The 23634-nt window shown below is 66.8% G+C and carries 23 protein-coding genes, 1 tRNA gene and 1 other RNA gene; 14 read left to right on the top strand and 11 right to left on the bottom strand.

Features of this window, described 5'->3' with window-relative positions:
• Positions 1-275: 275 nt before the first annotated feature.
• From I2487_RS00315 to I2487_RS00305, 3 genes are all read left to right on the top strand, one after another.
• Positions 276-1517, top strand: coding sequence for an FRG domain-containing protein (locus I2487_RS00315; RefSeq protein ID WP_207169810.1), 1242 nt, complete (start codon positions 276-278; stop codon positions 1515-1517).
• Between the two features lie 337 nt (positions 1518-1854).
• Positions 1855-2577, top strand: a complete 723-nt coding sequence (locus tag I2487_RS00310; RefSeq protein WP_207169809.1) for an N-acetylmuramoyl-L-alanine amidase — start codon at positions 1855-1857, stop codon at positions 2575-2577.
• Between the two features lie 3 nt (positions 2578-2580).
• Positions 2581-2856, top strand: a complete 276-nt coding sequence (locus tag I2487_RS00305; protein ID WP_207169808.1) for a hypothetical protein — start codon at positions 2581-2583, stop codon at positions 2854-2856.
• A gap of 63 nt (positions 2857-2919) precedes the next feature.
• On the opposite strand, the gene I2487_RS00300 is transcribed toward I2487_RS00305, so the two are convergent.
• From I2487_RS00300 to I2487_RS00275, 6 genes are all read right to left on the bottom strand, one after another.
• Positions 2920-3822, bottom strand: a complete 903-nt coding sequence (locus I2487_RS00300; RefSeq protein WP_207169807.1) for a DUF3800 domain-containing protein — start codon at positions 3820-3822, stop codon at positions 2920-2922.
• Between the two features lie 145 nt (positions 3823-3967).
• Positions 3968-4270: a hypothetical protein gene (locus I2487_RS00295; protein WP_207169806.1), complete on the bottom strand. Its 303-nt coding sequence runs from the start codon at positions 4268-4270 to the stop codon at positions 3968-3970.
• A gap of 7 nt (positions 4271-4277) precedes the next feature.
• The gene (locus tag I2487_RS00290; RefSeq protein ID WP_207169805.1) at positions 4278-4478 is read right to left on the bottom strand and encodes a hypothetical protein; all 201 of its coding nucleotides are present in this window, start codon (positions 4476-4478) and stop codon (positions 4278-4280) included.
• A 51-nt stretch (positions 4479-4529) separates the two neighbouring features.
• Positions 4530-4805, bottom strand: coding sequence for a tyrosine-type recombinase/integrase (locus I2487_RS15800; protein WP_518523684.1), 276 nt, complete (start codon positions 4803-4805; stop codon positions 4530-4532).
• Complete coding sequence (locus tag I2487_RS15345; RefSeq protein ID WP_255545806.1) at positions 4687-5529, bottom strand: tyrosine-type recombinase/integrase; 843 nt, start codon at positions 5527-5529, stop codon at positions 4687-4689. The genes I2487_RS15800 and I2487_RS15345 overlap by 119 nt, the downstream gene beginning before the upstream one ends.
• 283 nt (positions 5530-5812) lie before the next feature.
• Positions 5813-5900 (bottom strand) — tRNA-Ser (locus tag I2487_RS00275).
• A gap of 140 nt (positions 5901-6040) precedes the next feature.
• Between I2487_RS00275 and gluQRS the strand changes: the two genes are divergently transcribed.
• Positions 6041-6973: a tRNA glutamyl-Q(34) synthetase GluQRS gene (gene gluQRS / locus I2487_RS00270; RefSeq protein ID WP_207169802.1), complete on the top strand. Its 933-nt coding sequence runs from the start codon at positions 6041-6043 to the stop codon at positions 6971-6973.
• Positions 6974-7000: 27 nt separating this feature from the next.
• Here the strand turns inward: gluQRS and I2487_RS00265 are convergent, their stop codons facing one another.
• Complete coding sequence (locus tag I2487_RS00265; RefSeq protein WP_207169801.1) at positions 7001-7978, bottom strand: zinc-binding dehydrogenase; 978 nt, start codon at positions 7976-7978, stop codon at positions 7001-7003.
• A 238-nt stretch (positions 7979-8216) separates the two neighbouring features.
• On the opposite strand from I2487_RS00265, the gene I2487_RS00260 reads away from it, so the two are divergent.
• From I2487_RS00260 to I2487_RS00245, 4 genes are all read left to right on the top strand, one after another.
• On the top strand, positions 8217-9914 hold the full coding sequence (locus I2487_RS00260; protein ID WP_207169800.1) for an alpha-keto acid decarboxylase family protein: 1698 nt from the start codon (positions 8217-8219) through the stop codon (positions 9912-9914).
• 41 nt (positions 9915-9955) lie between these two features.
• Positions 9956-10052: signal recognition particle sRNA small type (gene ffs, locus I2487_RS00255), an RNA gene on the top strand.
• A 91-nt stretch (positions 10053-10143) separates the two neighbouring features.
• Positions 10144-10752 (top strand): hypothetical protein, encoded by a 609-nt coding sequence (locus I2487_RS00250; RefSeq protein WP_207169799.1) that lies wholly within the window; start codon positions 10144-10146, stop codon positions 10750-10752.
• 38 nt (positions 10753-10790) lie between these two features.
• The gene (locus I2487_RS00245; protein ID WP_207169798.1) at positions 10791-11318 is read left to right on the top strand and encodes a LytR C-terminal domain-containing protein; all 528 of its coding nucleotides are present in this window, start codon (positions 10791-10793) and stop codon (positions 11316-11318) included.
• Between the two features lie 36 nt (positions 11319-11354).
• On the opposite strand, the gene I2487_RS00240 is transcribed toward I2487_RS00245, so the two are convergent.
• A complete protein-coding gene (locus I2487_RS00240) occupies positions 11355-11792 on the bottom strand; it encodes a hypothetical protein (protein WP_255545805.1) in 438 nt (145 codons plus the stop codon).
• A gap of 211 nt (positions 11793-12003) precedes the next feature.
• Between I2487_RS00240 and aceA the strand changes: the two genes are divergently transcribed.
• Together aceA and I2487_RS00230 are read left to right on the top strand one after the other, a co-directional pair.
• Complete coding sequence (gene aceA / locus I2487_RS00235; protein ID WP_207169797.1) at positions 12004-13371, top strand: isocitrate lyase; 1368 nt, start codon at positions 12004-12006, stop codon at positions 13369-13371.
• 28 nt (positions 13372-13399) lie between these two features.
• Positions 13400-14059, top strand: a complete 660-nt coding sequence (locus I2487_RS00230; protein ID WP_207169796.1) for an aldolase/citrate lyase/malate synthase family protein — start codon at positions 13400-13402, stop codon at positions 14057-14059.
• Positions 14060-14185: 126 nt separating this feature from the next.
• On the opposite strand, the gene I2487_RS00225 is transcribed toward I2487_RS00230, so the two are convergent.
• The 3 genes from I2487_RS00225 to I2487_RS00215 form a co-directional block, all read right to left on the bottom strand.
• The gene (locus I2487_RS00225) at positions 14186-15094 is read right to left on the bottom strand and encodes a glycine betaine ABC transporter substrate-binding protein (RefSeq protein WP_207169795.1); all 909 of its coding nucleotides are present in this window, start codon (positions 15092-15094) and stop codon (positions 14186-14188) included.
• Positions 15095-15174: 80 nt separating this feature from the next.
• Positions 15175-16113 carry an ABC transporter permease gene (locus I2487_RS00220; protein WP_207169794.1) on the bottom strand — a complete coding sequence of 313 codons (939 nt, stop codon included), beginning with the start codon at positions 16111-16113 and terminating at the stop codon, positions 15175-15177.
• A complete protein-coding gene (locus I2487_RS00215; protein WP_207169793.1) occupies positions 16110-17339 on the bottom strand; it encodes a quaternary amine ABC transporter ATP-binding protein in 1230 nt (409 codons plus the stop codon). Before I2487_RS00215 ends, I2487_RS00220 begins: the two co-directional genes overlap by 4 nt.
• Before the next feature lie 182 nt (positions 17340-17521).
• Between I2487_RS00215 and relB the strand changes: the two genes are divergently transcribed.
• From relB to I2487_RS00195, 4 genes are all read left to right on the top strand, one after another.
• Positions 17522-19051 carry a type II toxin-antitoxin system RelB family anti-toxin gene (relB, locus tag I2487_RS00210; protein ID WP_207169792.1) on the top strand — a complete coding sequence of 510 codons (1530 nt, stop codon included), beginning with the start codon at positions 17522-17524 and terminating at the stop codon, positions 19049-19051.
• Between the two features lie 125 nt (positions 19052-19176).
• The gene (locus I2487_RS00205; protein WP_207169791.1) at positions 19177-19947 is read left to right on the top strand and encodes a 5-oxoprolinase subunit PxpA; all 771 of its coding nucleotides are present in this window, start codon (positions 19177-19179) and stop codon (positions 19945-19947) included.
• Complete coding sequence (locus I2487_RS00200; RefSeq protein WP_207169790.1) at positions 19944-21806, top strand: 5-oxoprolinase subunit B/C family protein; 1863 nt, start codon at positions 19944-19946, stop codon at positions 21804-21806. The genes I2487_RS00205 and I2487_RS00200 overlap by 4 nt, the downstream gene beginning before the upstream one ends.
• On the top strand, positions 21803-23623 hold the full coding sequence (locus I2487_RS00195) for an acetyl/propionyl/methylcrotonyl-CoA carboxylase subunit alpha (protein WP_207169789.1): 1821 nt from the start codon (positions 21803-21805) through the stop codon (positions 23621-23623). Before I2487_RS00200 ends, I2487_RS00195 begins: the two co-directional genes overlap by 4 nt.
• Positions 23624-23634 lie beyond the last annotated feature (11 nt).

Here is a 23634-nt window from a genome sequence, read left to right as displayed (position 1 = left end):
TCGCATGTGATGCGAGTAGGAGCCCCAGCGGTTGCCTGCCGGGATCTGCCGCACCACGCGGACGCCGAGAGCATGTGCGTAGTGTTCGAGATCCACATCTACTGGACAGTAACGCCCAGGTCGGACACGTCACGGGGTGTCGGGGTACCCCTGCCCGATCTTCTCCCCGGGGACGCAGAAAAGGGCACAGCGTGCCTTTGACAGCCCAGTAAATCACTCGGAGTACACCCACACCATTACTGCCCTCGGAGACCGCGACCGGTTAGGGTTCTCCTATGTCGACTGATACTCCTGAGGGGCCCTACGGCAACTTCGACTGGTCGAAAATGACCGGTGCAGACCGGGTAACTCGGCAGATGTCTGAGTTGGTAAAGGGCGTCGCCAGTCCCGAATTGACTAGTCGGATTCTGAGACCATACAACGATCGATTCCGGGAATTGATCGATAAGTGGATAACTCTCAGCGAAGAAAAGAACTTCAGGAATCCGGATTCTCCGAGTGGACCGTACTCAGGTCACTTGAAGAATGGAGTAGAGGGTTACTTCGAGGGGCGAGAGGCCACTATTGGTTCGGTCTCCGATCTCAACAAGGAAATCGAGAACCTGGTGAAACGAGCCCCAGACCTCAGGTTACTTTGGAGGGGAGCCAGGAGCGTCTCGTGGGGAGTGCACAGCGGGCTCTTTAGGCGGCTCATGAAAGAGAACGGTGTAGTTGCACCCGGGGATTCCCCAAGGGGTGAACAGGACTATCCCGATGAAGATCAGATGGTCGAGGCTGAACGGCGCATCCTCACCACCGCAAGAAACGACTGGCGATTCGACGGCATGTCGGCACTGGAAATTTTTGCGCGAATTCAGCACTTTGGAGGACCAACCAGATTGCTGGATATAACACTGAATCCGTATGTCGCGGCGTGGTTCGCTGTCGAACGCCACGAAGAAACCGATGAGCACGACAGTCGCCTGCTGGCGTTCTCCGCTGAACCGGTGCGAGCAGTAGAGGATGAAGCTGCCGTAAGCTCACGGGTCAGCCTGGACCCTGCGTGGGGCGGATACACACCCTTATGGCACCAGTGGACGGACAATGTAGCCAGGCAGGAATTCGACTGGGGAACTGGCTCCCGGAGGTGGCACTGGATCCCACCTGCTTACCACTCGCGCATCACTGTCCAGAATGCAGGCTTCCTCCTGGACGGAGTCCCGATCACGTCCCACAAAATGTCGAGCTACTTCTGGCCACACAAAAACTCCCAACCTGACCAGGCGCTGGGAAAGTACTATCGGCGTGCCGACCTTCTAGCGGTTTCCTCCATCTACATGAAGGCGGACTCGCCTTCCCGGAAGCCAGTTCCGAGGAAAAACAACTTAGCTCCGACATTCGGATTCAGAATCGCTGCGGAGGCTAAGAACGAGATCCGCTCCTATCTCGAGAGTCGGTTCGGATTCACCCGGTCTTACATCTATCCCGACATGGAGGCCCTTGCGCAACACCTCAACACCGTGAACTTTACGGAGTAGAACAAGCGCGCATTGGTTAGGGCCCCGCACCAACTGGTCGGGGCCTTTCCTATGCCCAAGAGGCATGCATGTTCGTCACAGGACTTATCCGGATTACGCAGCCTGCGGGGGTGGAGTATGAGGTGGTGCCGGGCCGGGAGAAGCGCAGTCTGTGGCGCGCTGGCCTCGCCGATGAGATCAAGGCCGCGACGTATCACACCACGGAGACCGTTGACTCGGCCTTCGCCAGCGGCAAGGACGCACCGACCCTGGGGTACGTGGTCGACGGCCAGGGGTATCCGCTCTACAACGTGCTCTATGGCCGCTCCGGCAAGGCGTACATCGTCGCCGCTGGCTCGTGCGCCCACGCTGGCCGGGGTTCCCGTGGTGGCATGACCGCGACGACGTCAACCGTGAGGCGATCGCGTTCAGCTTCGACGCCAACAGCTCCAAGTACCCGGTCACCGCGGCACAGCTCGAGTCGGCCGCGAAGGTCGGGAAGGCTATGACCGAAGACTGGGGCGGCAACCTGGTGCACATGATGCACGGCGATTGGAACCCCACCGACCGGTCTGACCCCACGCGGGTGCCCGGTGGCTGGTCTGCGCTCCGTGCCGCTATCAAGCGCGGATCGTGGTCCGCGGCCAGGCCTGCCGCTACGAAGCCCGCACCGGTCAAGCCTGCCGCGTCCAAGCCCGCCGCGAAGAGCTCGAAGCCGTGGCCCTCTGGCCGCCGCCCCTGGCCCGACGCGTACCTCTCACGCGCCGGCAAGCGGAACAAGCACCAGGACAAGGCGCTGCACGACCTCCTCGGCCGGGTCGGGTACACGGGTACCTTCGCCCAGCGGCTCCAGAAGTGGTGCAAGAAGGACGGCACCTACCGAGGACTCATCACTCACATCAGCGTGGTGGGACCATCCAGCACCCGGGCGTGGCAGACCAGCCTCTCCCGGCGCACCAACCCCAAGACCGGGCGCCGCTTCTACACCGGGCGCATCGACGGCAAGCGGGGCCCGCAGACCGCCAACGCCACCGTCGACTGGCTCAACTGGCAGGCCGACATCATCCATGGAAAGGGATAGACCATGGCGACGAAGCACCTACTCACCAAGACCCCACGCACGGTCCTCTACGCGATCGGTGGTGTCGCCATCCTCGTGTTGGTCGGCGCCGTTGTCGCGGAGCTCCTCGAGCCGGGGAGTGTCCAGCAGATTCGGCAGGCTACCGAGACCGTGGTGGTCGAGATCGGTCTGGTCGCGGCCGCCCTCGCCGCACTGGTCCCGCACGCACTGGCAGTGCTGAATCTCAGCGACGACGAGCCCAAGCCCGTGACCGAGATCCCCGCGGCACTCGGAGACTAACCACCGCATCACACAGAGCCGCCCATCCTCAGACGAGGGTGGGGCGGTTTTCGTGCATAAGGCCTATTGAGAAGAAGCCAGTGCGATGGCCTGCATCTTTGCAATACGGTCGTCGCTAACAGCTGATCCAAGTGCTTGACCTGTCACGGTCGGGTAAAGCGGTCGCTCTCGATGGAAGACCTCAGAGTGATGGAGATGAGGGACGGATCTCTGCCACAGATCCAATTTCGACTCGTACGTGAAGCTCCGAAAAACGTTCGGAAAGTGACTGCCGGATGCGACCCAGTCGAAGGCGGAGTCGTGGATGAGCTGGTAGTCAATCGCTCGCCCGACTAACGATGCAATCCAGTCTGCGAACTGGATATTGGATGACAGAGCGCTATCGATATGCATTGGGGGCTCAGATACGCGTGCCATCTCCCGATGGGAGGCGCTCCGGCTAAAAATGTGGGCGTACATCTGCTGTACGTTGTCCCGGCGCTCCTTCTCCTGCACCGAGTCCATCATGACGAGCAGGTTCTCCTGCTTCTTGTCGGCATACCTAGCGAGCCTATTAACCGTTTGTCGGAGAGCATTCATCCTGCGCTCCTCCACGGAGATGGTCACTTGCTTGGGGGTGCCCCGATTCTTCTCGGCTGCGTAGTAGAACAGGTGCCCCTTGCGGGCACGTAGGGCACCCACGAGCCCGTTGACCACTCGGAGCTGGTACGCATACTCAGGTTTCATCTTGGCACGAAAGATGTCTGAGCCCTTCTTCTCCCATGCACCGGGGTTCGGCGCGGCTCCGACCTCAGTCTTGAATGCGGTGCGCTTCTCATTCGTGAAGGTTTGCCCAAAGAGGCGAGCACTCCAGTCCGGCAGGATGAAGCCCGCATAGCCGAACGCGGCGCTGGTCTTGTAACGGGCGTGGTCACGTGACACGAACGCGCCAGGCTCACCAATCTCATCGATGTAGGCAAGTAGCAAGTCCGCACCTTTCGTGTAACGCAAAAGCCCACGCCTGGAAGGGCGTGGGCTTCACGAATTGGCGCTCTGGGATCTGGAATATCCCTGCAACCGATATGAATCCTATGCAAACCTTCCGAACCGTGCAAGCCTCCAGGTCGAGTGGCTAGAGCAGTTCTTTCCGTTCACCATGATCATACGGATCCCGCCAACACGACTCACTCCCGTTGATCCGGGTCACCCATTCGGCCGGCACCCATGCGCCCCGGGTGTCGTGGGCGTCATCCACCCACCGGATCAGCACGCGGCTGTCCGTCCAGCGGGTCGCCTTCGCATCCACCGCCCCAAGGTCCGGGAGCTCCACACGGACGTAGGGCTCACGACGATACGGGGTAGACTGCACCTCTTCCGGGGGGATGCTGCGCTCTCCGTAGATCAACAGCTCCGGGAGCGGGCGAGGAGCGTTCACGGAGACATCATGCCACGCGAAAGACGACCAACATCGAGGAGTGCGACTCGTCAACGGTCTTGCCGTCGGCCAGGCCTAAACGCAGAGGGACATCCCATTCACCTTTGCGTGGGCCCCAGTAGTGCCACGCCAACAGAGAAGCTCCGATCGCGCCGATGGTCACCAGGGTGGCAACAAGCGGGAGAGCAACAGCAACTACGGCAATCATCGGCGACTCCTTCAGCTATTAGAAAGAGTGAAGACGAAAGTAGTTACTGACTCACGCCCGTTCCAGCTGCGCCACGGGGTGGGCGGCGCTGAGCGCCCGCGTGCCATCCGCGCACAGGCGGGAGGCAGTCCCGCGCCGCTGAGCCGTCAGGCGACCGTAGCGGTCGATTGTGACCTGAATGCTGGAGTGCCCGAACCTCCACTGCAGCTCATGGATCGGCAACCCGAGCGCGAGCATGTGGGCGGCGTGGGAGTGGCGGAACGTGTGTAGCCCGAACCTCTTGGAGAACCCTGCCTTGGCCGCCCGGGTCTGGGCGCCCTCGATCATGTTCTGCCGCAACCGCGGTGTCGCCTTCGTCGTCCCGGCGGGGAAGGCGTAGTTCCCGTGGCCGGCCGCCCGGATGAGCGGCCACACGTGCCGCATGGTCTCCGCGTCGATCTCGAGGGTGCGCCGTGACTGCCTCGTCTTGGGTGCCCCCTCGTGCACCTCCCACACCGTCCGCGTCCTGCTTCATGGCCCGCAGCACGTGCACGCAGGCGGTGCCATCCACGGCGGTCAATTCCTCCGGCTTGAGGCCGAGGAGCTCTCCGGCGCGCAGCCCGGTGGCAAACAGGAATCGGGCATATGGCTGGTACTTGGGCGCGATGTGGGGGAGCAGTGCCCCGGCCTCTTCGGCGGTGAGGAACTTCTCGCCGCCGTCGCCGTCGTCTGTGCTCGGCAAATGCGTGTCGGTGGCCGCGTTGCTCGCGCAGTAGCTTCGCTTCACCGCGTAGGCGAGCACGCTGTAGAGGAAGCCGTGCGCGTGGTGGATCGTCTTGGCCGCGTACCCGGGGGTCTTGCGGCCGCGGACCTGCGCCTCGTTCGACAGCCATGCGGCCCAGCGGGCGACGTCGTCCTCGGTGATCTGGTCCACCGGGATGTCGAGGTGGGGGAGGTGGTGCTGGATGTGGTTTCGATACTTGTGCCGCGTGTATGGGGCAACGTCGATCAGCCGGGCGATGTGCTCGGCCGCGATCGTGGAGAGCAAGGGAGCCTCGGAGGCGTGCGCCATCAGCAGTCGGTCTGCGGCCTCTTGGTCCCCGTCGAGGGACTCGATGAGTCCCTGGTGCCAGCTGGGCTGCCGGCTTGTCTGGGAGCGCGCTGGCGGAATTCTTGACCCACTTGCCCCGGATCTTCACCCGCCGGATGACCCTGAAAGAGTCTCCGGCGATCCCTGAACGCACTTCAATGCTTGCCATAAGGCCAGTCTGCGGAGCCCGTGGGGACAGATTCGAGACTTTTGGGGAGAAAAGAGGCCCGGACCCCGCTACTTCCGCGGGATTCCGGGCCTCAACTGGCGGAGGATGGGGGATTTGAACCCCCGAGGGCGTGAACCCAACACGCGTTCCAAGCGTGCGCCATAGGCCGCTAGGCGAATCCTCCTGGCTGCTTCCGCTGGCCTGCCTGATCGGCACGGCCCTCGAGAGCAGACTTCATACTAGCGGAGAACCGACGCATAATGCACATCGAGCCCCCGTAGGATGGATCACTGCCGCGATCTGACCTGAGGAAAGGGGACACCGATGCCCGCTGGACGCTATGCACCCAGCCCCTCGGGGGAGCTGCACCTGGGCAATCTGCGCACCGGGATGCTCGCCTGGCTCTTCGCCCGCTCCACCGGACGGGCGTTCCTGCTGCGCTTCGAAGACCTCGACGCCGCCCGCACCGTCCCCGGGTCTGCGGAACAGCAGCTCCAGGACCTCCAGGCCATGGGACTGAGCTTCGACGCGCAGGACGGCGCCGAGATGATCTGGCAGTCCGAGCGGACGGATCGCTATGCCGCAGCCATCGCGGCGCTGGAGCAGGCGGGTCTGACCTATGAGTGCTTCTGCTCGCGCCGGGAGATTCGAGAGGCCGCGCGGGCCCCGCATGGGCCGACCGGCGCCTACCCGGGCACCTGTCGCGACCTAGACGCCGCCGAGCGGGCGCGACGGCGAGCGCAGCGCCCCGCGGCGGTGCGGCTGCGCACCCCGCGCACCGAGACCGGGGCGGCGCAACGGTTCGCCGTCGAAGACATGCTGCTGGGCCAGCTCGCCACCGAGGTCGACGACTTCGTGATCCAGCGCAACGACGGCGCCGCCGCCTACAACCTCGCCGTGGTGGTCGATGATCAGCTCACCGGTGTGGACCAGGTGGTGCGCGGCGACGACCTGGCCTCCTCGACACCGAGCCAGGCCTATCTGCGCGGACTGCTCTACGGCACGGAGGCGGCCGCGAAGGTGCAGTACGCGCATGTCCCGCTGGTGCTCAACACCGAGGGTGAGCGCCTGGCGAAGCGGGACGGTGCCGTGACCCTTGCTGCCCTGAAGGAGCAGGGGATCGATGCCGAGGCCCTGCGGGACCTGCTGCTGGTCTCGCTGGGCCTCCCGGCCGGCCCGCTGGACCAGGCGCTGGGGTCCTTCGACCCCCAGGCGCTGCCCAGCGAGCCCTGGGTGTTCCAGCCGCCGGGCAGCTGAGCGCGCCCGGTCAGCGCGTGCAGGCGCTCAGGGGCGCAGCAGGATCTTGCCCTTGCGGCCCGGGACGAAGTTCGCCTTCGCCGCCTCGCGTGCCTGATCGAAGGGATAGGTCGCCTCGGCGGTGAGTGAAAGCGTGCCGTCCGCGACCCGGGTGAGCAGCTCGGTGAACAGCTCTCCTCGACGCTGGGGCGCGAGATCGCTCATCACCCGGGAGCCCCAGAATCCCTTGATCGTGACGTTCTTGAAGATGATCGCCCCGGAGTTCAGCGCCATCGTGCCACCTGCCATGGCGCCGAAGATCACCAGCGTGGCGTCCTCGCCCAGCTGGGAGAGCACATCGTTGCTGGCGTCTCCGCCCACGGAGTCGATGCCTGCGATGATCTTCGCGCCGCCGGTGATCTCGGCGACGCGGTCCTGCCAGCCGGCTGACTCCGTGGAGACGACCCGGTCGATGCCCTGGGCGCTGAGCTCCTCGACGCCGGCGTCGCGACGCACCAGGCCGAGCACGTTGATGCCTCGGGTCGGGGCCAGCTGGGCGAGCATCCGGCCGACGGCGCCGTTGGCGGCGTTCTGGATGATCCAATCACCCTCGTTCAGGTCCAACCAGTCCAGCAGCGCGATGGTGGAGAAGGGCATCGCGACCAGCTGGGCGGCGACCTCGTCGGCGGCGTTCTCATCCACCGGGATCAGGCCCGCGGCCGGGGCGGTGAAGTACTCGGCCCAGGCGCCGAAGGCGCCGCCGACAGCTACCCGCTGACCCACTGCAAGGTTCTCCACGCCCTCTCCGAGGGCATCGATGACACCGACCGCCTCGGACCCGGTGCGAGCCGGCAGCTCCGGCTTGAAGCCGTAGGACCCGCGGATGGTCCACAGGTCGTGGTTGTGGATGGGGGAGAGCAGGGTCCGCACCCGCACCTCTCCGGCGCCGGGGTCCGGGGTGGGGACCTCCTCGACGTCGAGGACGTCCCATGGCTCGCCGAAGGTCTTCTGGGTGACTGCGCGCATGATGTTCTGCCTTCCGTAGGGTGCTGCTGCATGATGCCGGTGACGCCGATGCTGTCCGTGCGTCACGCGTGGAGGAACGGCTTTGCGCCGCGGGCTATTCCGTTCACCGTCCCGCCCGGCGGCCTGATCAGGACCTGCTGTGACGGCTCCCACGTAGACTGAACGCACCGTAGACCGTTGGCCGCCCAGTCGAACCACCCGCATCGCTGGAGCCTGCCACGACCAGAAGGCGAGACCCATGCCCGAAGAAGTACAGTCCGAAGCCGCCCAGGATGCGTCCCTGGAGAACTACACCATCGGTGACTACCTGCTGGACCGGTTGGCCGAACTCGGCCTGACCGAGCTGTTCGGGGTCCCCGGAGACTTCAACCTCCATTTCCTGGACCACGTGGTGGCCCACCGCGGCATCCGCTGGGTTGGTTCCGCCAATGAGCTCAACGCCGGCTACAGCGCCGACGGCTACGCCCGGATCCGCGGCATCGGCGCCTTCCTGACCACTTACGGGGTCGGGGAGCTCTCCGCGATCAACGCCGTGGCCGGCTCCTACGCCGAGTCCGTGCCGGTGGTCCAGATCGTCGGCGCCCCGCCCAAGGAGACCCAGGCCTCGGGTCGCAAGATCCACCACTCGCTGGGCGACGGCGACTTCAAGCACTTCCTGCGCATGGCCGAAGAGGTCACCTGTGCGCACGCCGACCTCGACGCCCCCACCGCCACCTGGGAGATCGACCGGGTCCTGCGCGATGTGGTCTTCCGCCGACGCCCCGGCTATCTGATGCTGGCCGCCGACGTCGCCGAGGTTGCCGCCTACCCGCCCTCGGAACCGCTGACCACCGACCTGCCGGTGACCACCCCGCGCGCCGTCGCCGCCTTCGAAGACGCGGTGCGCCGCTTCCTGCCCGGGCGGCGCACCGCGGTGCTCGCCGACCTGCTGGTCCACCGGCTCGGCGCCACCGAGGAGCTGGCTTCCTTCCTCACCGAGTCCGAGCTCCCCTTCGCGACCCTGGCCTGGGGCAAGACCCTGGTCGATGAGTCGGACCCGAACTTCGTGGGCATCTACGCCGGAGCTGCATCTCAGGATCGGGTGCGCGAGGTCATCGAGGGTGCCGATGCGCTGATCACCCTCGGTGTGGAATACACCGACAACACCACCGCCGGGTTCTCGATGGATCTCGATCCCGCCCGGATGATCGACGTCTCCCGCTTCGGCGCCCGGGTCGGTGATGAGGTCTTCACCCCGATCTCGCTGCAGGACGCGCTCGCGGTCCTGCATCGGGTCACCACCGAGCTCGACGACGTCGTCCCCATGCCCGCTGCAGAGGCTCCGGCGACGGAGACCCCACGGGAGCCCTCCGAGGGGCCGCTGACCCAGGACGGCCTCTGGTCGGTGCTGGCCTCACAGCTGGAGTCGGCCAATATCGTCGCCGCCGACCAGGGGACCAGCTACTTCGGGATGGCTTCCCACCGCTTCCCGGCGAAGTCCACGTTCATCGGGCAGCCCATGTGGGGTTCGATCGGCTATACCTTGCCGGCGATCATCGGTGCCGGGCTGGCTGACCGCAGCCGTCGGCCGGTGCTGCTCATCGGTGACGGCTCAGCCCAGCTGACCATCCAGGAGATGGGCGTGATGATCCGGGAGAAGCTGCCTGTGGTCGTGGTGCTGGTCAACAACGACGGGTACACCGTGGAACGCGCCATCCACGGCCCCGACGAGGTCTACAACGACATCGCCCCGTGGCGCTGGGAACTGGTGCCCCGCCTCTTCGGCGCCGAGGAGGAGGACTACCTCTACCGCCGGGTCAGCACCGAGGCAGAGCTGCTGGCGGCCTGCAAGGACACCATGAGCAACCGCGAGAAGCTGGTCTTCATCGAGGCGATCACCGACCGCGATGACATCCCGCAGCTGCTCCAGGACGTGGCCAACGCGCTCAAGCGCTGAGCTCCATTGGCCTTCGAGGCTGAGACCGAGATACGATGACTCCTGGCCCCACGTGCGGTGCCATCCTGCTGAACTCCCCCAGGACCGGAAGGTAGCAAGGGTAAGTGGGCTCTGGCAGGTGCACGTGGGGCTCTTAATGTCTCCAGCAGCTCACCATCGGCTAGACCATCCCGGCAGGATCAGCCTCTGGGCGGATGCCCGGTCGGCGCCGCATTCCTACTCTGGGAGCATGACTTCACCGACTGCGGACTCTTCTGCGACTGCTTCCCGCCTCTCTGACCGGCCACCGAGTCGAGTTCCAGCCTGGATCCAGAATCGATGGGTCCAGGGGACCGCTGCCGGCGTCCTCACCCTGGTGCCGGTGCGCAAGTATCCGGAATGGCTGCGCCAAGCCATCATGTGGGTCCCTGCGGCGGGCATCACCACAGTCCTGGTCACGCCGCGAATCTGGGAGGCCATGGCCGACGCTGGCCGGACGTCGCCCGAGGATCGGACGAACGAACAGGGGGAACCTGAGCAGGGGGAGCGGGGTGAGCCGCCGGCCCCGGAGGACCAGGCAACGCAGGACCAGAAGCCGCCCTTGACCCCTCGGGGCAGGATGGCGCTATGGTGCGTCGGGCTGACCGTCGGAGCATCGGTCTACGGGTACATGCGCTTCTCGCTGTGGGCTGATGGCGCCATAGAGGACAAGCTGCGTGAACTCGGCGTCGCGCGGCCACGGATCGTGATGGCCGTGCTGGGCGGTCTGGTCGCAGGAGCCACCGGGGGCGCCCCGGAGCAGCAAGGGAGACGCGTCGGCATCGCAGAGGGTGAGCCGCGGCTCGCCGCATCCGTCTGATGAATCTTCCACACCCGGCAAGCTTCTAGACTTGTCCCATGGATCACCGGCCTGCGAGCACGCGTACCCAGCGGCTGCTGATCTGGCTGGGCACCTTCGCCGTGATCGGGCTGATCAGCGGGACCAGTTGGCTCATGATCAATGGAACGCTGCCGGTGAGCATCTTCGGCCGCGGCTCGATCCCCGCGGCGGACCAGTGCCCCTCCGGCACCCAGCAGCCGGTGGTGCCCGAACGGGTCCGGATCTCGGTGTTCAACACCACCAACGCGCCCGGGCTGGCCCATCAGGTGGCCGACGAGCTCAGCCTTCGCGGCTTCCGGGTGGCTGAGGTCGACAACGACTACTTCGCCGACACGGGCTTCGCCGGGATCATCCGAGTGGGGGACCGGGGCCTGCGACAGGCCTACACCCTGCAGCAGCACATCCCCGGCAGCATGGTGGACCTCGATGACCGCGGTGACTTCAGCGTGGACCTGATCCTGGGCTCCGATTTCGAGGTCCAGGACATGGAAGAGGCCGAGGACCTCGATCTGGTCCCCGGCCTCCTGCGCTGCTCTGCGGACTGAGCCGGCTCAGTCCCGTCCAGCTCAGCCCGCGTCAGTTCAGTGCGCGCTCTTCCATCGGCGGGCAGCGATGAAGCTGCGCACGCCCAGGACGATGTAGACCACGAGCACGATCACGGTGACCAGCGAGGAGATCACGGCTCCCGGGTTCTCTGACTCGCCGGCGAAGAGCTCGGGCAGGCTCATCAGCGGCATGATCATGCCGAAGGCGCCCAGCAGCGCGACCACCAGGGCGATGTGCACGCCGAGCTTGCGGTTCTTCAGCGCGATGCCGCCGCTGATCAGCAGCAGCACGCCGACCACTGAGGGGATCAGCGCGGTCGCGCTGGCGAAGCTGGTGGCCACATAGCCGGCGATGCCGATCACCACCAGCAGGCCGCCGACGATCAGGGTCAGGCGCGGCATCGGGCTGGCCGGAGCGGCGGGGGCCGTCGTCGTCGATGTCGTGGGGTTCCGCGGTGTTGCGGGGTTGGTCATGGTGCTCCTCCTCGGGTGGTGTGGTGCGGGTGTGCTGTGTCCTGTCTCTTCTACACAGTGTAGAAGATGGGGGTCCTCCGCATCTTTCGACGTTTCTTCGATTGCGCAAAGAAGTGAGGATCTTTGATGAGAAAACCCTGGCGTTTGGGTTGCACAGGGCGTGAACTGGGGTTGTCCCCGAAAAACGGTCCACGATTCAAAGGAGATTCAGATGACCGACACACTTACTCCGCAGTCCGAGACATCGCAGACCTCGCAGCCCCAGGGCACGCTCAGCCCCGAGACCAAAGAGGTCTTCCAGCAGAAGGTCGACGCGCTGCAGCAGGACTGGGACACCAACCCCCGTTGGGAACACACCACCCGCGACTACTCCGCAGCCGAGGTCATCAAGCTGCAGGGCAACGTCCAGGAGGAGCACACCCTGGCCAAGCGCGGCTCCGAGAAGCTCTGGAGCCAGCTCACCGCAGAGCACGCCGAGGGCAAGTACACGAATTCCCTGGGTGCGCTGACCGGCAACATGGCCGTCCAGCAGGTCAAGGCCGGGCTGCGCGCCATCTACCTCTCCGGCTGGCAGGTCGCCGGTGACGCCAACCTCTCGGGCCACACCTACCCGGACCAGTCGCTCTACCCGGCGAACTCGGTGCCTTCCGTGGTGCGCCGGATCAACAACGCTCTGCTGCGCGCGGATCAGATCGACTACCTCGAGAACACCCGCACGGTGGAGGACTACATGGTCCCGATCATCGCCGACGCCGAGGCCGGGTTCGGCGGACCGCTGAACGCCTACGAGCTGATGAAGTCCATGATCGCCTCCGGCGCGGCCGGCGTGCACTGGGAGGATCAGCTCGCCTCGGAGAAGAAGTGTGGACACCTCGGCGGCAAGGTGCTGATCCCCACCGGACAGCACGTGCGCACGCTGCAGTCAGCCCGCCTGGCCGCCGATGTGCACAACACCCCCAGCGTGGTCATCGCCCGCACCGACGCCGAGGCGGCCACGCTGATCACCTCCGACGTCGACGAGCGCGACCAGGCCTTCATCACCGGGGAGCGCACCGCCGAGGGCTTCTACAAGGTGCGCAACGGCATCGAGCCCTGCATCTCCCGGGCGAAGGCCTATGCGCCCTACGCGGACCTGATCTGGATGGAGACCGGCACCCCGGACCTGGAGTACGCCAAGCAGTTCGCCGAGGCGGTCAAGGCCGACTTCCCGGACCAGATGCTGGCCTATAACTGCTCACCCTCGTTCAACTGGAAGAAGCACCTCGACGACGAGACCATCGCGAAGTTCCAGCGTGAGCTGGGCGCCATGGGCTTCACCTTCCAGTTCATCACCCTGGCCGGCTTCCACGCGCTGAACTACTCGATGTTCGAGCTGGCGCGCGGCTATAAGGACAACCAGATGAAGGCCTACGTGGAGCTGCAGGAGAAGGAGTTCGCCGCCGAAGCAGACGGCTACACCGCCACCAAGCACCAGCGCGAGGTCGGCACCGGATACTTCGATGCCATCTCGACCACGTTGAACCCCGAGTCCTCGACGGTGGCCTATAAGGGTTCCACCGAAGCAGGACAATTCCACTGATCCACCGGCATTGACAAAGGAGTCAGCCATGAACGCCCAGACCAGCACATCCTTGCACTCCAGCACCGAACCCCGGAATGAAAGCATCACCGATCCGACCGAGGCCAGTGCGAGCAGCGGCATCACGATCAACGGGATCACCCTCACGGCACCGCGGGCACCGCGGCAGAACGAGGTGTTCACCGCGGATGCGCTGACCTTCCTGAGCACCCTGCACCGCGAATTCGGCACACGGATCGCCGAACTCCAGGCACCGGAGCTCCAGCCGCAGCGGAACTTCGCGCCGAGCCCGACGGGGCGGCGCGGAAGTGCGGAGGAGGCCGAGGCCTCCTGGAAGGCGCTGGTCGAGCGGTACCTGGTGGAACCTCCCGCGGCCTTTGCGACTCCCCGGCGACTGACCCGGCCCGAGGACCGGATCTTCTCGCAGGGGCAGCCGCTCTCGGCCGGGCTGGTCGACTTCGCGCTGCACATCCAGCGTCGGGCCCGCCGCCTGGTCTCGGAGGGCAGGGCTCCGTTCATCTCGCTGCTCGGCATCGAGGGCGAATCGGAGCTGGAGATCTGGCAGGAGATGTTCACCCGGGCCGAGGAGCTGGTCGGCCTCCCGGCCGGCACCATCCGGGCCATCACCTTCAGCGCCGAGCAGGACGACGCCGGCGGCGCCGTCCTGCTGCAGAAGCGGGCCCGCTGAACCTCGGCTGGCCGTGGCACGACAGACGGAGACCCCCGGTCCCACGCTCGAGTCCATGACTCGCCGCGGGGCCGGGGGTCTCCGTCTTCGGGTGCTGAGCAGCCGCTGCTGATCAACGTCTGCAGATCACTCCTTGAGTGAGTCGATCAGCTCGGCGTTGTCTTCCATCCAGGCTGCTGCGCCCTCTTCCTCGTTGTCGGCGTACTCGTTGACCATCATGTCCTCGAGCTCCGCGTACTCCTCGTCGGAGAGCGTGAAGTTGCCCATCCACTCGGCCACGTCCGGGAACTCCCCGGAGAACTCGGAGTTGGCGATGAAGTTCAGCGTCTCGGGCTCGCCCAGCGCGCCTTCCGGGTCCTCAAGGTCCTTCAGGTCGAAGTCGCCGTAGGCGTAGAACGGACGCCACAGGGTCACGACGATGTCTTCCTCAGCATCGATCGCCGAGCCCAGTTCGGTCAGCATCGCGGCAGTGGAGGATTCGACGAGCTCGAAGTCTGCATCCAATTCATAGGCAGGGAACACATCGTTGGCGGTCACGCCCATATGACCGGAGCCGGGCTCGATGCCGATGACCTGACCGTTGAAGTCCTCGGCATTCTCAGGCAGCTCTTCGATGGAGTCGATCTCGGTGTATGCGGGGACCGCCAGAGTCAGCACGGCGCCTTCGTAATAGGCGCCGAGGTCTTCCAGATCGTCACCGTATTCCTCCATGTACTCGGCGTGGGTGACCTCCGGCCATGCGGAGGGATACACGTCGAGATCGCCCTGCGCGACACCCGTGTAGAGCGGGGCGGCGTCATTGATCTCTTCGATCTCGACCTCGTAGCCTTCGTCTTCGAGGATGGCCTGCCAGAGGTAGGCCATGCTCAGTCCATCGGTCCAGCTGGGAATGATGCCCAGGGTGATGGTGCCGGAGCTCTCGGCAGCGTCCCCGTTCTCTGCGGCGTCGTCTCCACCGCCGCAGGCGGTCAGCGCGAGGGCTGCCGCGGCGGTCAGGCCGATGAATTTCGATGCTGTGCCAGTGCGTGTACTCATGATGTGCCTCAATCTGTTGTGTGCGGTGCGGTGTCTGGTCTGTGGCCTCGGGAGTGGCTTCGCGCGCGGGCGAGGCCGGATCAGGCGGTGTTCGTGGGGACGGGCTCAGGGCTTCGTCGAGGACGGCCCCGACGCAGCAGCTTCGACATCCGGCCCATGGCCATGCCGCCGTGACCGATGGCGGAGGTGACCCGGTCCAGATAGATGGCCAGGACGACGACGGCCAGCCCGGCCTCGAACGCCAGACCGATGTCCAGGCTGCCGATGGCTCGCATGACCTCGCCACCGAGCCCTCCGGCTCCGACCAGGCCGGCGATGACAGCCATGGACAGCGCCAGCATGATGACCTGATTGACGCCGGCCATGATGGTCTTCAGCGCCAGCGGAAGCTGGATGCGCAGCAAGATCTGCCCGGGCGTGCTGCCGAACGCGTGGCCCGCCTCCACCACCTCGGAGTCGACCCCGCGGATGCCGAGCTCGGTGAAACGCACGCCGGGAGGGAGCGCGAAGATGATGGTGGCGACGACGCCGCTGGTCACCCCGATGCTGAACATGGTCACCACCGGGACCAGCCAGACGAACGCCGGCATGGTCTGCATCAGGTCCATCACGGGCCGGATCGTCTGACTGACCCGGTCTGACCGGGCGGCCCAGATGCCGAGCGGGATCGCGATCACCAGGGCGATGGCGGCCGCCACGGCCACCAGCGCCAGCGTGGTCATTGCGTTCTCCCACTGATCGATGCTGATCACGAAGACCAGCATCACGATCGAGAGCAGGCCGAGCTTCCAGTCCTTGACCAGCCAGCCGAGCAGGGAGAACACCAGCGCGAGCAGGAGTGCATCGGGAGTGTTGAGCGCCCCGTCCAGACCGCCGGTCAGTGTCGAGACCACCGTCTGGATGATGTCGAAAAGCCATCCGAGGTTGTCGTTGATCCAGTCGAAGCCGGTCTCGATCCATTCGCCGACGTTCAGCCGGGGAACCCCGACTCCTTCGGTCTCTTCTGCAGTCGTGATCATGGGGCCGTCACCGCCTCCGGAGTGTCGTGGGTGGTGTGCTTCGGCTCGGCCAGGGCGTTGAGCAGAGTCACGCGGGCGATGATTCCTTCCAGCCGGCCGGCGTCATCGATCACGGCCAGTCCGGCTTCGCTCTGCGCGGCCTGGGTCATCAGCTCGGCCAGCGGGGTCTCGGCGTGCACCGAGGGCGCCGGCTGCAGGAGTCCCTCGAGAGTGTTCGTGCCCTGCGCCACCGCGGCAGCGACAGCTGCTTCATGGACGAAGCCATGCAGCTTCTTGCCTCGGTCCACGACCGCGAGCACGTTGGTCTGGTGTTCGCGCATCAGCTTGTGCGCGGTGCGGGGACCCTGCTCCGTGCCGAGCACCGCCACCGGAGGCTCCATGATGGCCCCTGCGGTGAGGACCCGGGTGCGGTCCACGTCCTGGACGAACTGGGCCACGTAGTCGTTGGCCGGGTCGTTGAGGATCTGTTCCGAGGTGCCGATCTGGACTGTTCGACCGTCGCGCATCATGGCGATCCGGTCGCCGAGCCGCATGGCCTCGTTGAGGTCGTGGGTGATGAACAGGATGGTCTTGCCCAGCTGCTCCTGGAGTTCCACGAGCTGGTCCTGCATCTCCCGCCTGATGAGGGGATCCAGTGCGCTGAAGGCCTCGTCCATGAGCATCACGTCGGTGCCGGCCGCCAGGGCGCGGGCCAGACCTACTCGTTGGCGCATGCCTCCGGAGAGCTCGTCCGGCATGGATCCGCCCCACCCGTCGAGGCCGACCATCTGCAGGGCCTCTTCGGCCTTGCGCTCCCGATCCGAGCGGTTAAGGCCCTGGACCTCCAGTGCGTAGGCGGCGTTCTGCCCGACCGTGCGGTGCGGGAGCAGCGCGAAGTGCTGGAACACCATGGAGACCTTCTCGCGGCGCACCCGGCGCAGCTCCTTGGCCGAGAGTCGCGCGATGTCTTCACCGCCGACCTCGATGCTCCCGGAGGTGGCCGGCAGCAGGCCGTTGACCATGCGGATCAGCGTGGACTTTCCTGAGCCGGAGAGGCCCATCACGACGAAGACCTCGCCGGGCTGGACGTCGAAGCTCGCGTCGATGACCGCGGCGGTGCCCAGGTCCTTGACGTCCTCACGATCGGCACCGTCCTTGATACGCCGCACGATCTCATCGGGGCGCTTGCCGAAGGCTTTGAACACGTTCCGCGCTCGGACTACGGGCTCGGTGGTGCTGGAATTCAAGATTCTCCCCCGTTGAAGTAATGGTCTTCGACCTTACCAGGAGCCGCATATAACCTGTTTACAACCTGTTAACGAGCGATTTCAGCACGTCGAATGCGGCGGTGTGTTCCACGCTACTCGCGTACACTCAGCAGTGGTGTGCATCACCGGCCATGTGACTCCGGGCGGTATGCTCCATAGGTATGCGGACAGTCCGAGAGACCTCGACGGCGAGGGAAGCGTCCCACCGCACCCAGCTGCGCTCGCTTGAGCGCGCCTCGGTGGACGCCCAGGACGAGGGATTCGACCTGATCGCACTCGGTCGACGCGTGCGCCACCTGCGCAAACAGGCCGGAATGACCCTCGACGCGCTCGCCGAGGCGTTGGGCACCGCGCCCAGCCAGCTCTCGCTGCTGGAGAACGGCCGCCGCGAGCCCAAGCTCTCTCAGCTGCAGCAGCTGGCCAAGGCGTTGGAGGTCAGCTTCGACGACCTCTTCGGTGCCGAGCCGCCCTCGAAGCGCGCCGCCCTGGAGATCGAGCTGGAGAAGGCTCAGCGGGGCCCGCTCTATGCCGCCTTGAACCTGCCTGCGGTGCGGATCAGCAATCGGCTGCCCATGGATGTGCTCGAATCACTGGTGGCTCTGCAGCGCGAGCTGCGCCGTCAGCTCGAGGAGCAGGCCGCCACTCCGGAGGAGGCGCGGCGGGCCAATACCGAGCTGCGCGAGGAGATGCGCGCCAAGAACAACTATTACCCTGAGATCGAGGCGGCCGCCCAAGGACTGCTGGACGCGGTAGCCCACCGCGAGGGTCCGCTGTCCCACCATGTGGCCGCCGACATCGCCGCGCACCTGGGGTTCTCGCTGCGCTTCGTGAAGAATCTGCCCGAATCCACCCGCTCGGTCACGGATCAGAAGAACCGGATCATCTACCTGACCCAGGGCACCTCGCGGCAGTGGGACGCCCGTTCGGTGCTGCTTCAGGCGCTGGGTCATCAGGTGCTGGGCCACACCGAGCCCCAGGACTATTCCGAGTTCCTGCGACAGCGCGTCTATACCAATTACTTCGCCGCAAGCCTGCTGATGCCCCAGGCCACCACGGTGCGCTTCCTCAAGGAGTCCAAGGCGCGCAAGGAGATCGCTATCGAGGATCTGCGCGACGCCTTTGCGGTCTCCTATGAGTCGGCAGCCCACCGGTTCACGAATCTCGCCACGGAGCATCTGGGCATCACGTGTCACTTCCAGAAGGTCCATGAGTCCGGGATCCTGCACAAGGCCTATGAGAACGACGGGGTGAACTTCCCGGCGGACCATTCCGGGGCCATCGAGGGCCAGACGATCTGCCGGCAATGGACCTCGCGGCAGGTCTTCGAGGTCGACGACAAGTTCCGGTCCTTCCACCAGTACACCGACACCACGGTCGGCACGTTCTGGTGCACCGCACGGACCGAGGCGCACTCCTCCGGGCTCTACTCGCTCTCCATCGGGGTGCCCTTCGAGCACGTGAAATGGTTCCGCGGCTCCGACACGACCTCGCGATCCTCCTCGCGCTGCCCCGATGACCCGACCTGCTGCCGTCAGCCCCCTGCGGCGCTTGCGGCCCGCTGGGAGGGCCAGGCCTGGCCGGCGGCGCGCGCCAACAGTCACCTGCTCGCCGCCATGCCCCAGGGCGCCTTCCCCGGAGTGGACACCACGGAGGTCTACGAGTTCCTGGAGCGGCACTCGCGTCAGGATTGAGCGCCGTCCGGCGCGGGGACGGTGACCATGAATCTCGCTCAGATTGTTGAACAATCCTCTCGAGTCAGGCATCCTTGACTCAGCTCACACTGAGACGTGGGCTACATCGGCTCGAGGAGGTTCACGTGGCACAGATCGACCTGAACAGCGACGTCGGAGAGTCCTTCGGCAACTGGACCAGCGGGGACGACGCCGCCATCCTGCGCACCGTCTCCAGCGCGAACATCGCCTGCGGCTTCCACGCGGGGGACCCGCTGACCATCCGGGCCACCGCCAGCGAGGCAGTGGCCAACGACGTCGTCATCGGAGCCCATATCGGCTACCGCGACCTCGCCGGCTTCGGTCGCCGTCACCTGGAGTGTTCTCCCGAGGAGCTCGCCGCCGACGTGCTCTATCAGCTCGGCGCCCTGGAAGGGATCGCCCTGGGGCTGGGGTCCCACATCCGGTACGTGAAGCCGCACGGCGCGCTGTATCACGCGATGATCTCCCACACCGGGCACGCCCACGCGGTCATCGACACCATCGCGGCCTACCGCGAGAGCACCGGGCGCGACCTCCCGGTGCTGCTGCTGCCCGGCTCGATCGCTCTGGACTACGCCGCCGAGGCCGGCCTGCGCGGGATCTCCGAGGCCTTCGCCGATCGCAGCTACAACCCCGACGGCACCCTGGTCTCCCGGCGCGAGCCCGACGCCGTCCTGCATGACACCGACCAGATCGTGGAGAACATGCTGCGCCTGGCCGAGGAGTCGGTGCTGATCGCCCGCGATGGCACCCGCATCGAGACCCAGGCAGAGTCCATCTGCACCCACGGCGATACCCCCGGTGCGGTGGCGATGGCCCAGGCGGTGCGCACCGCGCTGGAAGGCGCCGGAGTCGAGATCCGCAGCTTCGCATGATCCGCGCCATCCGAGAGGCCGGCCCCCGCGCGCTGCTGCTGGAGTTCGACACCCTGGACCAGGTGCTGACCTGGCATCAGCAGCTGCGCCGAGACCCGCTGCCCGGCCAGGTCGAGGCGGTGGCGGCGGCTCGCACCATCTTGCTGCGCTTCACCGCCCGCCCTGCCCTGCGCGAAGCCCGGACCCGGCTGCCCAGCCTGGAGCTGGGGGAGTTCTCGACCGCAGACTCTCGCCACGTGGAGCTGGAGATCGTCTACGACGGGGAGGACCTCCAGGAGCTGGCCTCGCATCTGGAGATGAGCGTCGAGGCGTTGATCGACTGGCACAGTTCCACCTCGTGGACCGGAGCCTTCGGCGGATTCGCCCCCGGGTTCACCTATTGCGTGCCTGTTCCGGCCTCGGGGGAGCCCGCTCAACGCAGCTCCGGAAACGACTCCAGCGCCGACTCCGGCCGCGCTGATTCCGGCCGCGCTGATTCCGGCCCTGCGGGCGCCTTCGATGTGCCGCGTCGCAGCAGCCCCCGCACGGCGGTGCCGGCCGGTGCCGTGGCGCTGGCCGGTGAGTTCTCTGCGGTCTACCCGCGGGTCTCGCCGGGCGGCTGGCAGCTGATCGGTCACACCCCGGCCACCATGTGGGACCTCTCCCGAGAAGCCCACGGCGAATCCCCGGCGCTGGTCCGGCCAGGGGACTCGGTGCGGTACAAGCCCGTCACGGCCCGCGCGGTGACCACCGAGTCCACCGCGCGCGATGCACCCTCGAACCCGCTGAACCCGCCGGGCCCGCTGAACCCGCAGGATGCCGCGACCGAGGACACCGCAACCGAGAACACCGCGACCGAGGGCTCCCACGGTCGCGAGGACCTCGCGCTCACCGTGCTGGACCCGGGTCTGCAGACCCTGATCCAGGATCTCGGCCGCAGCGGACTCAGCGACCTCGGAGTCTCCCGCGCCGGGGTCGCCGATGAAGCCGCCGCCCGAGAGGTGAACCGGCTTCTGGGCAATCCCGCGCAGGCCGCAGTGCTCGAAGCGCTGCATGGCGGACTCAGCCTGCACGCCGAAGCCACCGTGGTGCTCGCGGTCGCCGGGGCACAGGCGCCGCTGACCATCACCGCCCCCGATGGGTCCGGCCGGGGAGCCCCGCTGGGCACCGCTTTCGCCCTCGCCGCGGGGGAGACCCTGAGCCTCGGCGCCCCCGAACGGGGACTGCGCAGCGTGATCGGGCTGCGCGGAGGCATCGCCGCCGCGCCGGTGCTCGGCAGCGTCTCCGCTGACACCATGTCCGGGTTGGGCCCGGCTCCGCTCGCGGCCGGAGACCGGCTGCGCACCGCCGGGGTCGCCACCGGCGCCGTGGCCGAGCCTCGGTCTGAGCCTTCCGCGGCTGAGTCGCCCACCCTCAGGCTGCCGACCGCGCTGCGCTTCACCTACGGTCCGCGGGCCGACTGGTTCAGCCCCGAGGAGGCCGCTCGGCTGGCGGCGCAGCCCTGGGCGGTCTCCCAGTCCTCGAACCGGATCGGGATCCGGCTCGATGTCCCCGAGCCGGAGACTCCTGCACCGGAGACTCCCGCACCGGACTCCCCGCGCCCGCTGCGCCGGATCAAGGAGGGTGAGCTTCCCAGTGAGGGCGTGGTCCGCGGTTCGCTGCAGATGCCCCCCGCCGGCACCCCGGTGCTCTTCCTCAACGACCACCCGGTGACCGGGGGATACCCGGTGATCGGCGTCGTCATCGACCAAGACCTCCCGCGTGCCGCCCAGCTCGCCCCCGGAGACCAGATCACCCTGGTCCCCGTGGATCCCGACACGCTGACCCCGCTGCCCCAGACCACCGCGACCCCTGACGCAGAAAAGAAGCCCTCATCATGAAGCGAATCCTGATCGCCAACCGTGGCGAGATCGCCGTCCGCATCATCCGCAGCGCCCGCGAATCCGGCTACAGCGCCGCCGCGGTCTACGCCGACCAGGACGCGGACTCGCTGCATGTCCAGCTGGCCGACGCGGCGGTGGCGCTGCACGGCACCACCCCGGCGCAGACCTACCTGGACCAGCAGAAGCTCCTCGCCGCCGCCCGCGAGCTCGACGCCGACGCGATCCACCCCGGCTACGGCTTCCTCTCGGAGAACGCCGACTTCGCCCGCGCCGTGATCGACGCCGGACTGACCTGGATCGGCCCGAAGCCCGAGACCATTGAAGCCCTCGGGAACAAGGTCACCGCCCGGGCGCTCGCGGTCAAGGTCGGCGCCCCGCTGGTCCCGGGCACCGACGGCCCGGTCTCCGGCGGCGAGGAGATCCGCGAGTTCGTGGCCGAGCACGGACTGCCGGTGGCGATCAAGGCCGCCCATGGCGGCGGGGGCCGCGGGATGCGCATCGTGCGCGAGGAGTCCGAGATCGATGAGGCCTTCGCCTCGGCGACGCGCGAGGCCGAATCCGCCTTCGGCCGCGGAGAATGCTTCGTGGAACGGTTCCTGGACCGGCCACGGCACGTGGAGGCCCAGGTCCTCGCGGACGCCCAGGGCAACGTCGTCGTCGTCGGCACCCGAGACTGCTCGCTGCAGCGGCGGAACCAGAAGCTCGTGGAAGAGGCGCCCGCGCCGTTCCTCAGCGAGGACCAGCGCGCCGACATCCACCGCTCCGCCCGAGCGATCTGCGCCGAGGCCGGATACCTCGGAGCCGGCACCGTGGAATACCTGCTCAGCCCCGGCCAGGGCGAGACACCCGGCCTGCTGAGCTTCCTGGAGGTCAACACCCGGCTCCAGGTGGAACACCCCGTCACCGAGGAGACCTCCGGGGTGGACCTGGTGGCCGAACAGCTGCGCATCGCCGAAGGGCAGCCGCTGCGCCTCACAGAAGACCCGCAGCCGCACGGGCACTCCATCGAGTTCCGGCTCAACGCTGAGGAGCCGGCCCAGGGATTCCTGCCCACCCCCGGACCGGTGACGCTCTTCGCCCCGCCCACCGGCCCCGGCATCCGGGTCGACACCGGGGTGCGCAGTGGAGATGAGATCTCCGGCGCCTTCGATTCGATGCTGGCCAAGCTCGTGGTCACCGGACCGGACCGGGACACCACGCTGCGCCGGGCCCGGATGGCTCTGGCCGAGATGCGCATCGAGGGTCTGCCCACCGTGCTGCCCTTCCACCGGCAGGTGCTCGAGGCCGAGGACTTCCTCGCCGCCGACGGGGCGGAGACCTTCCGGGTCCACACCCGCTGGATCGAGACCGAGTTCGAGGAAGCCTACGGCGAGTCCATGGTCGACTCCGAGCATCTCGTCGCCGCGCTGCGCCACCGGGAGCAGCGGATGCGTCGCACCACCGTGGAGATCGACGGCCGCGCGGTGAGCCTGGGACTGCCGGCCGCCCTGCTGAACCTGCTCGGCAGCGGCAGCGGCGGCGGCAGCGGCGGCGGCGCAGGTGCCGGGGCCGGTCACGACGCCACCGACGACGACGCCAGGGACGCCCCCACCGACGCCGCGCCCGGCGCCGTGGTGACGAAGCTGGCCGGCAGCCTGGTCAACTTCGCGGTGGAGGACGGCGCCGAGGTCTCCGCCGGGGACCCGGTCGCGGTGGTGGAGGCGATGAAGATGGAGTCCACCGTGGCCGCCCCGCGCGGCGGACGCTTCCGGCGTGAGGACCTTGCCCCCGGTGCGGCGCTGCGCGCCGGCCAGGCGCTGGGCGCCATCGAATGACCTACGTGATG

Origin of the sequence: Nesterenkonia sp. E16_10, from assembly GCF_017347085.1 — a bacterium.
GTDB lineage: Bacteria > Actinomycetota > Actinomycetes > Actinomycetales > Micrococcaceae > Nesterenkonia.
The sequence above is the reverse complement of the archived record's forward strand: the minus strand, read 5'-3'. Positions and strand labels throughout refer to the sequence as shown.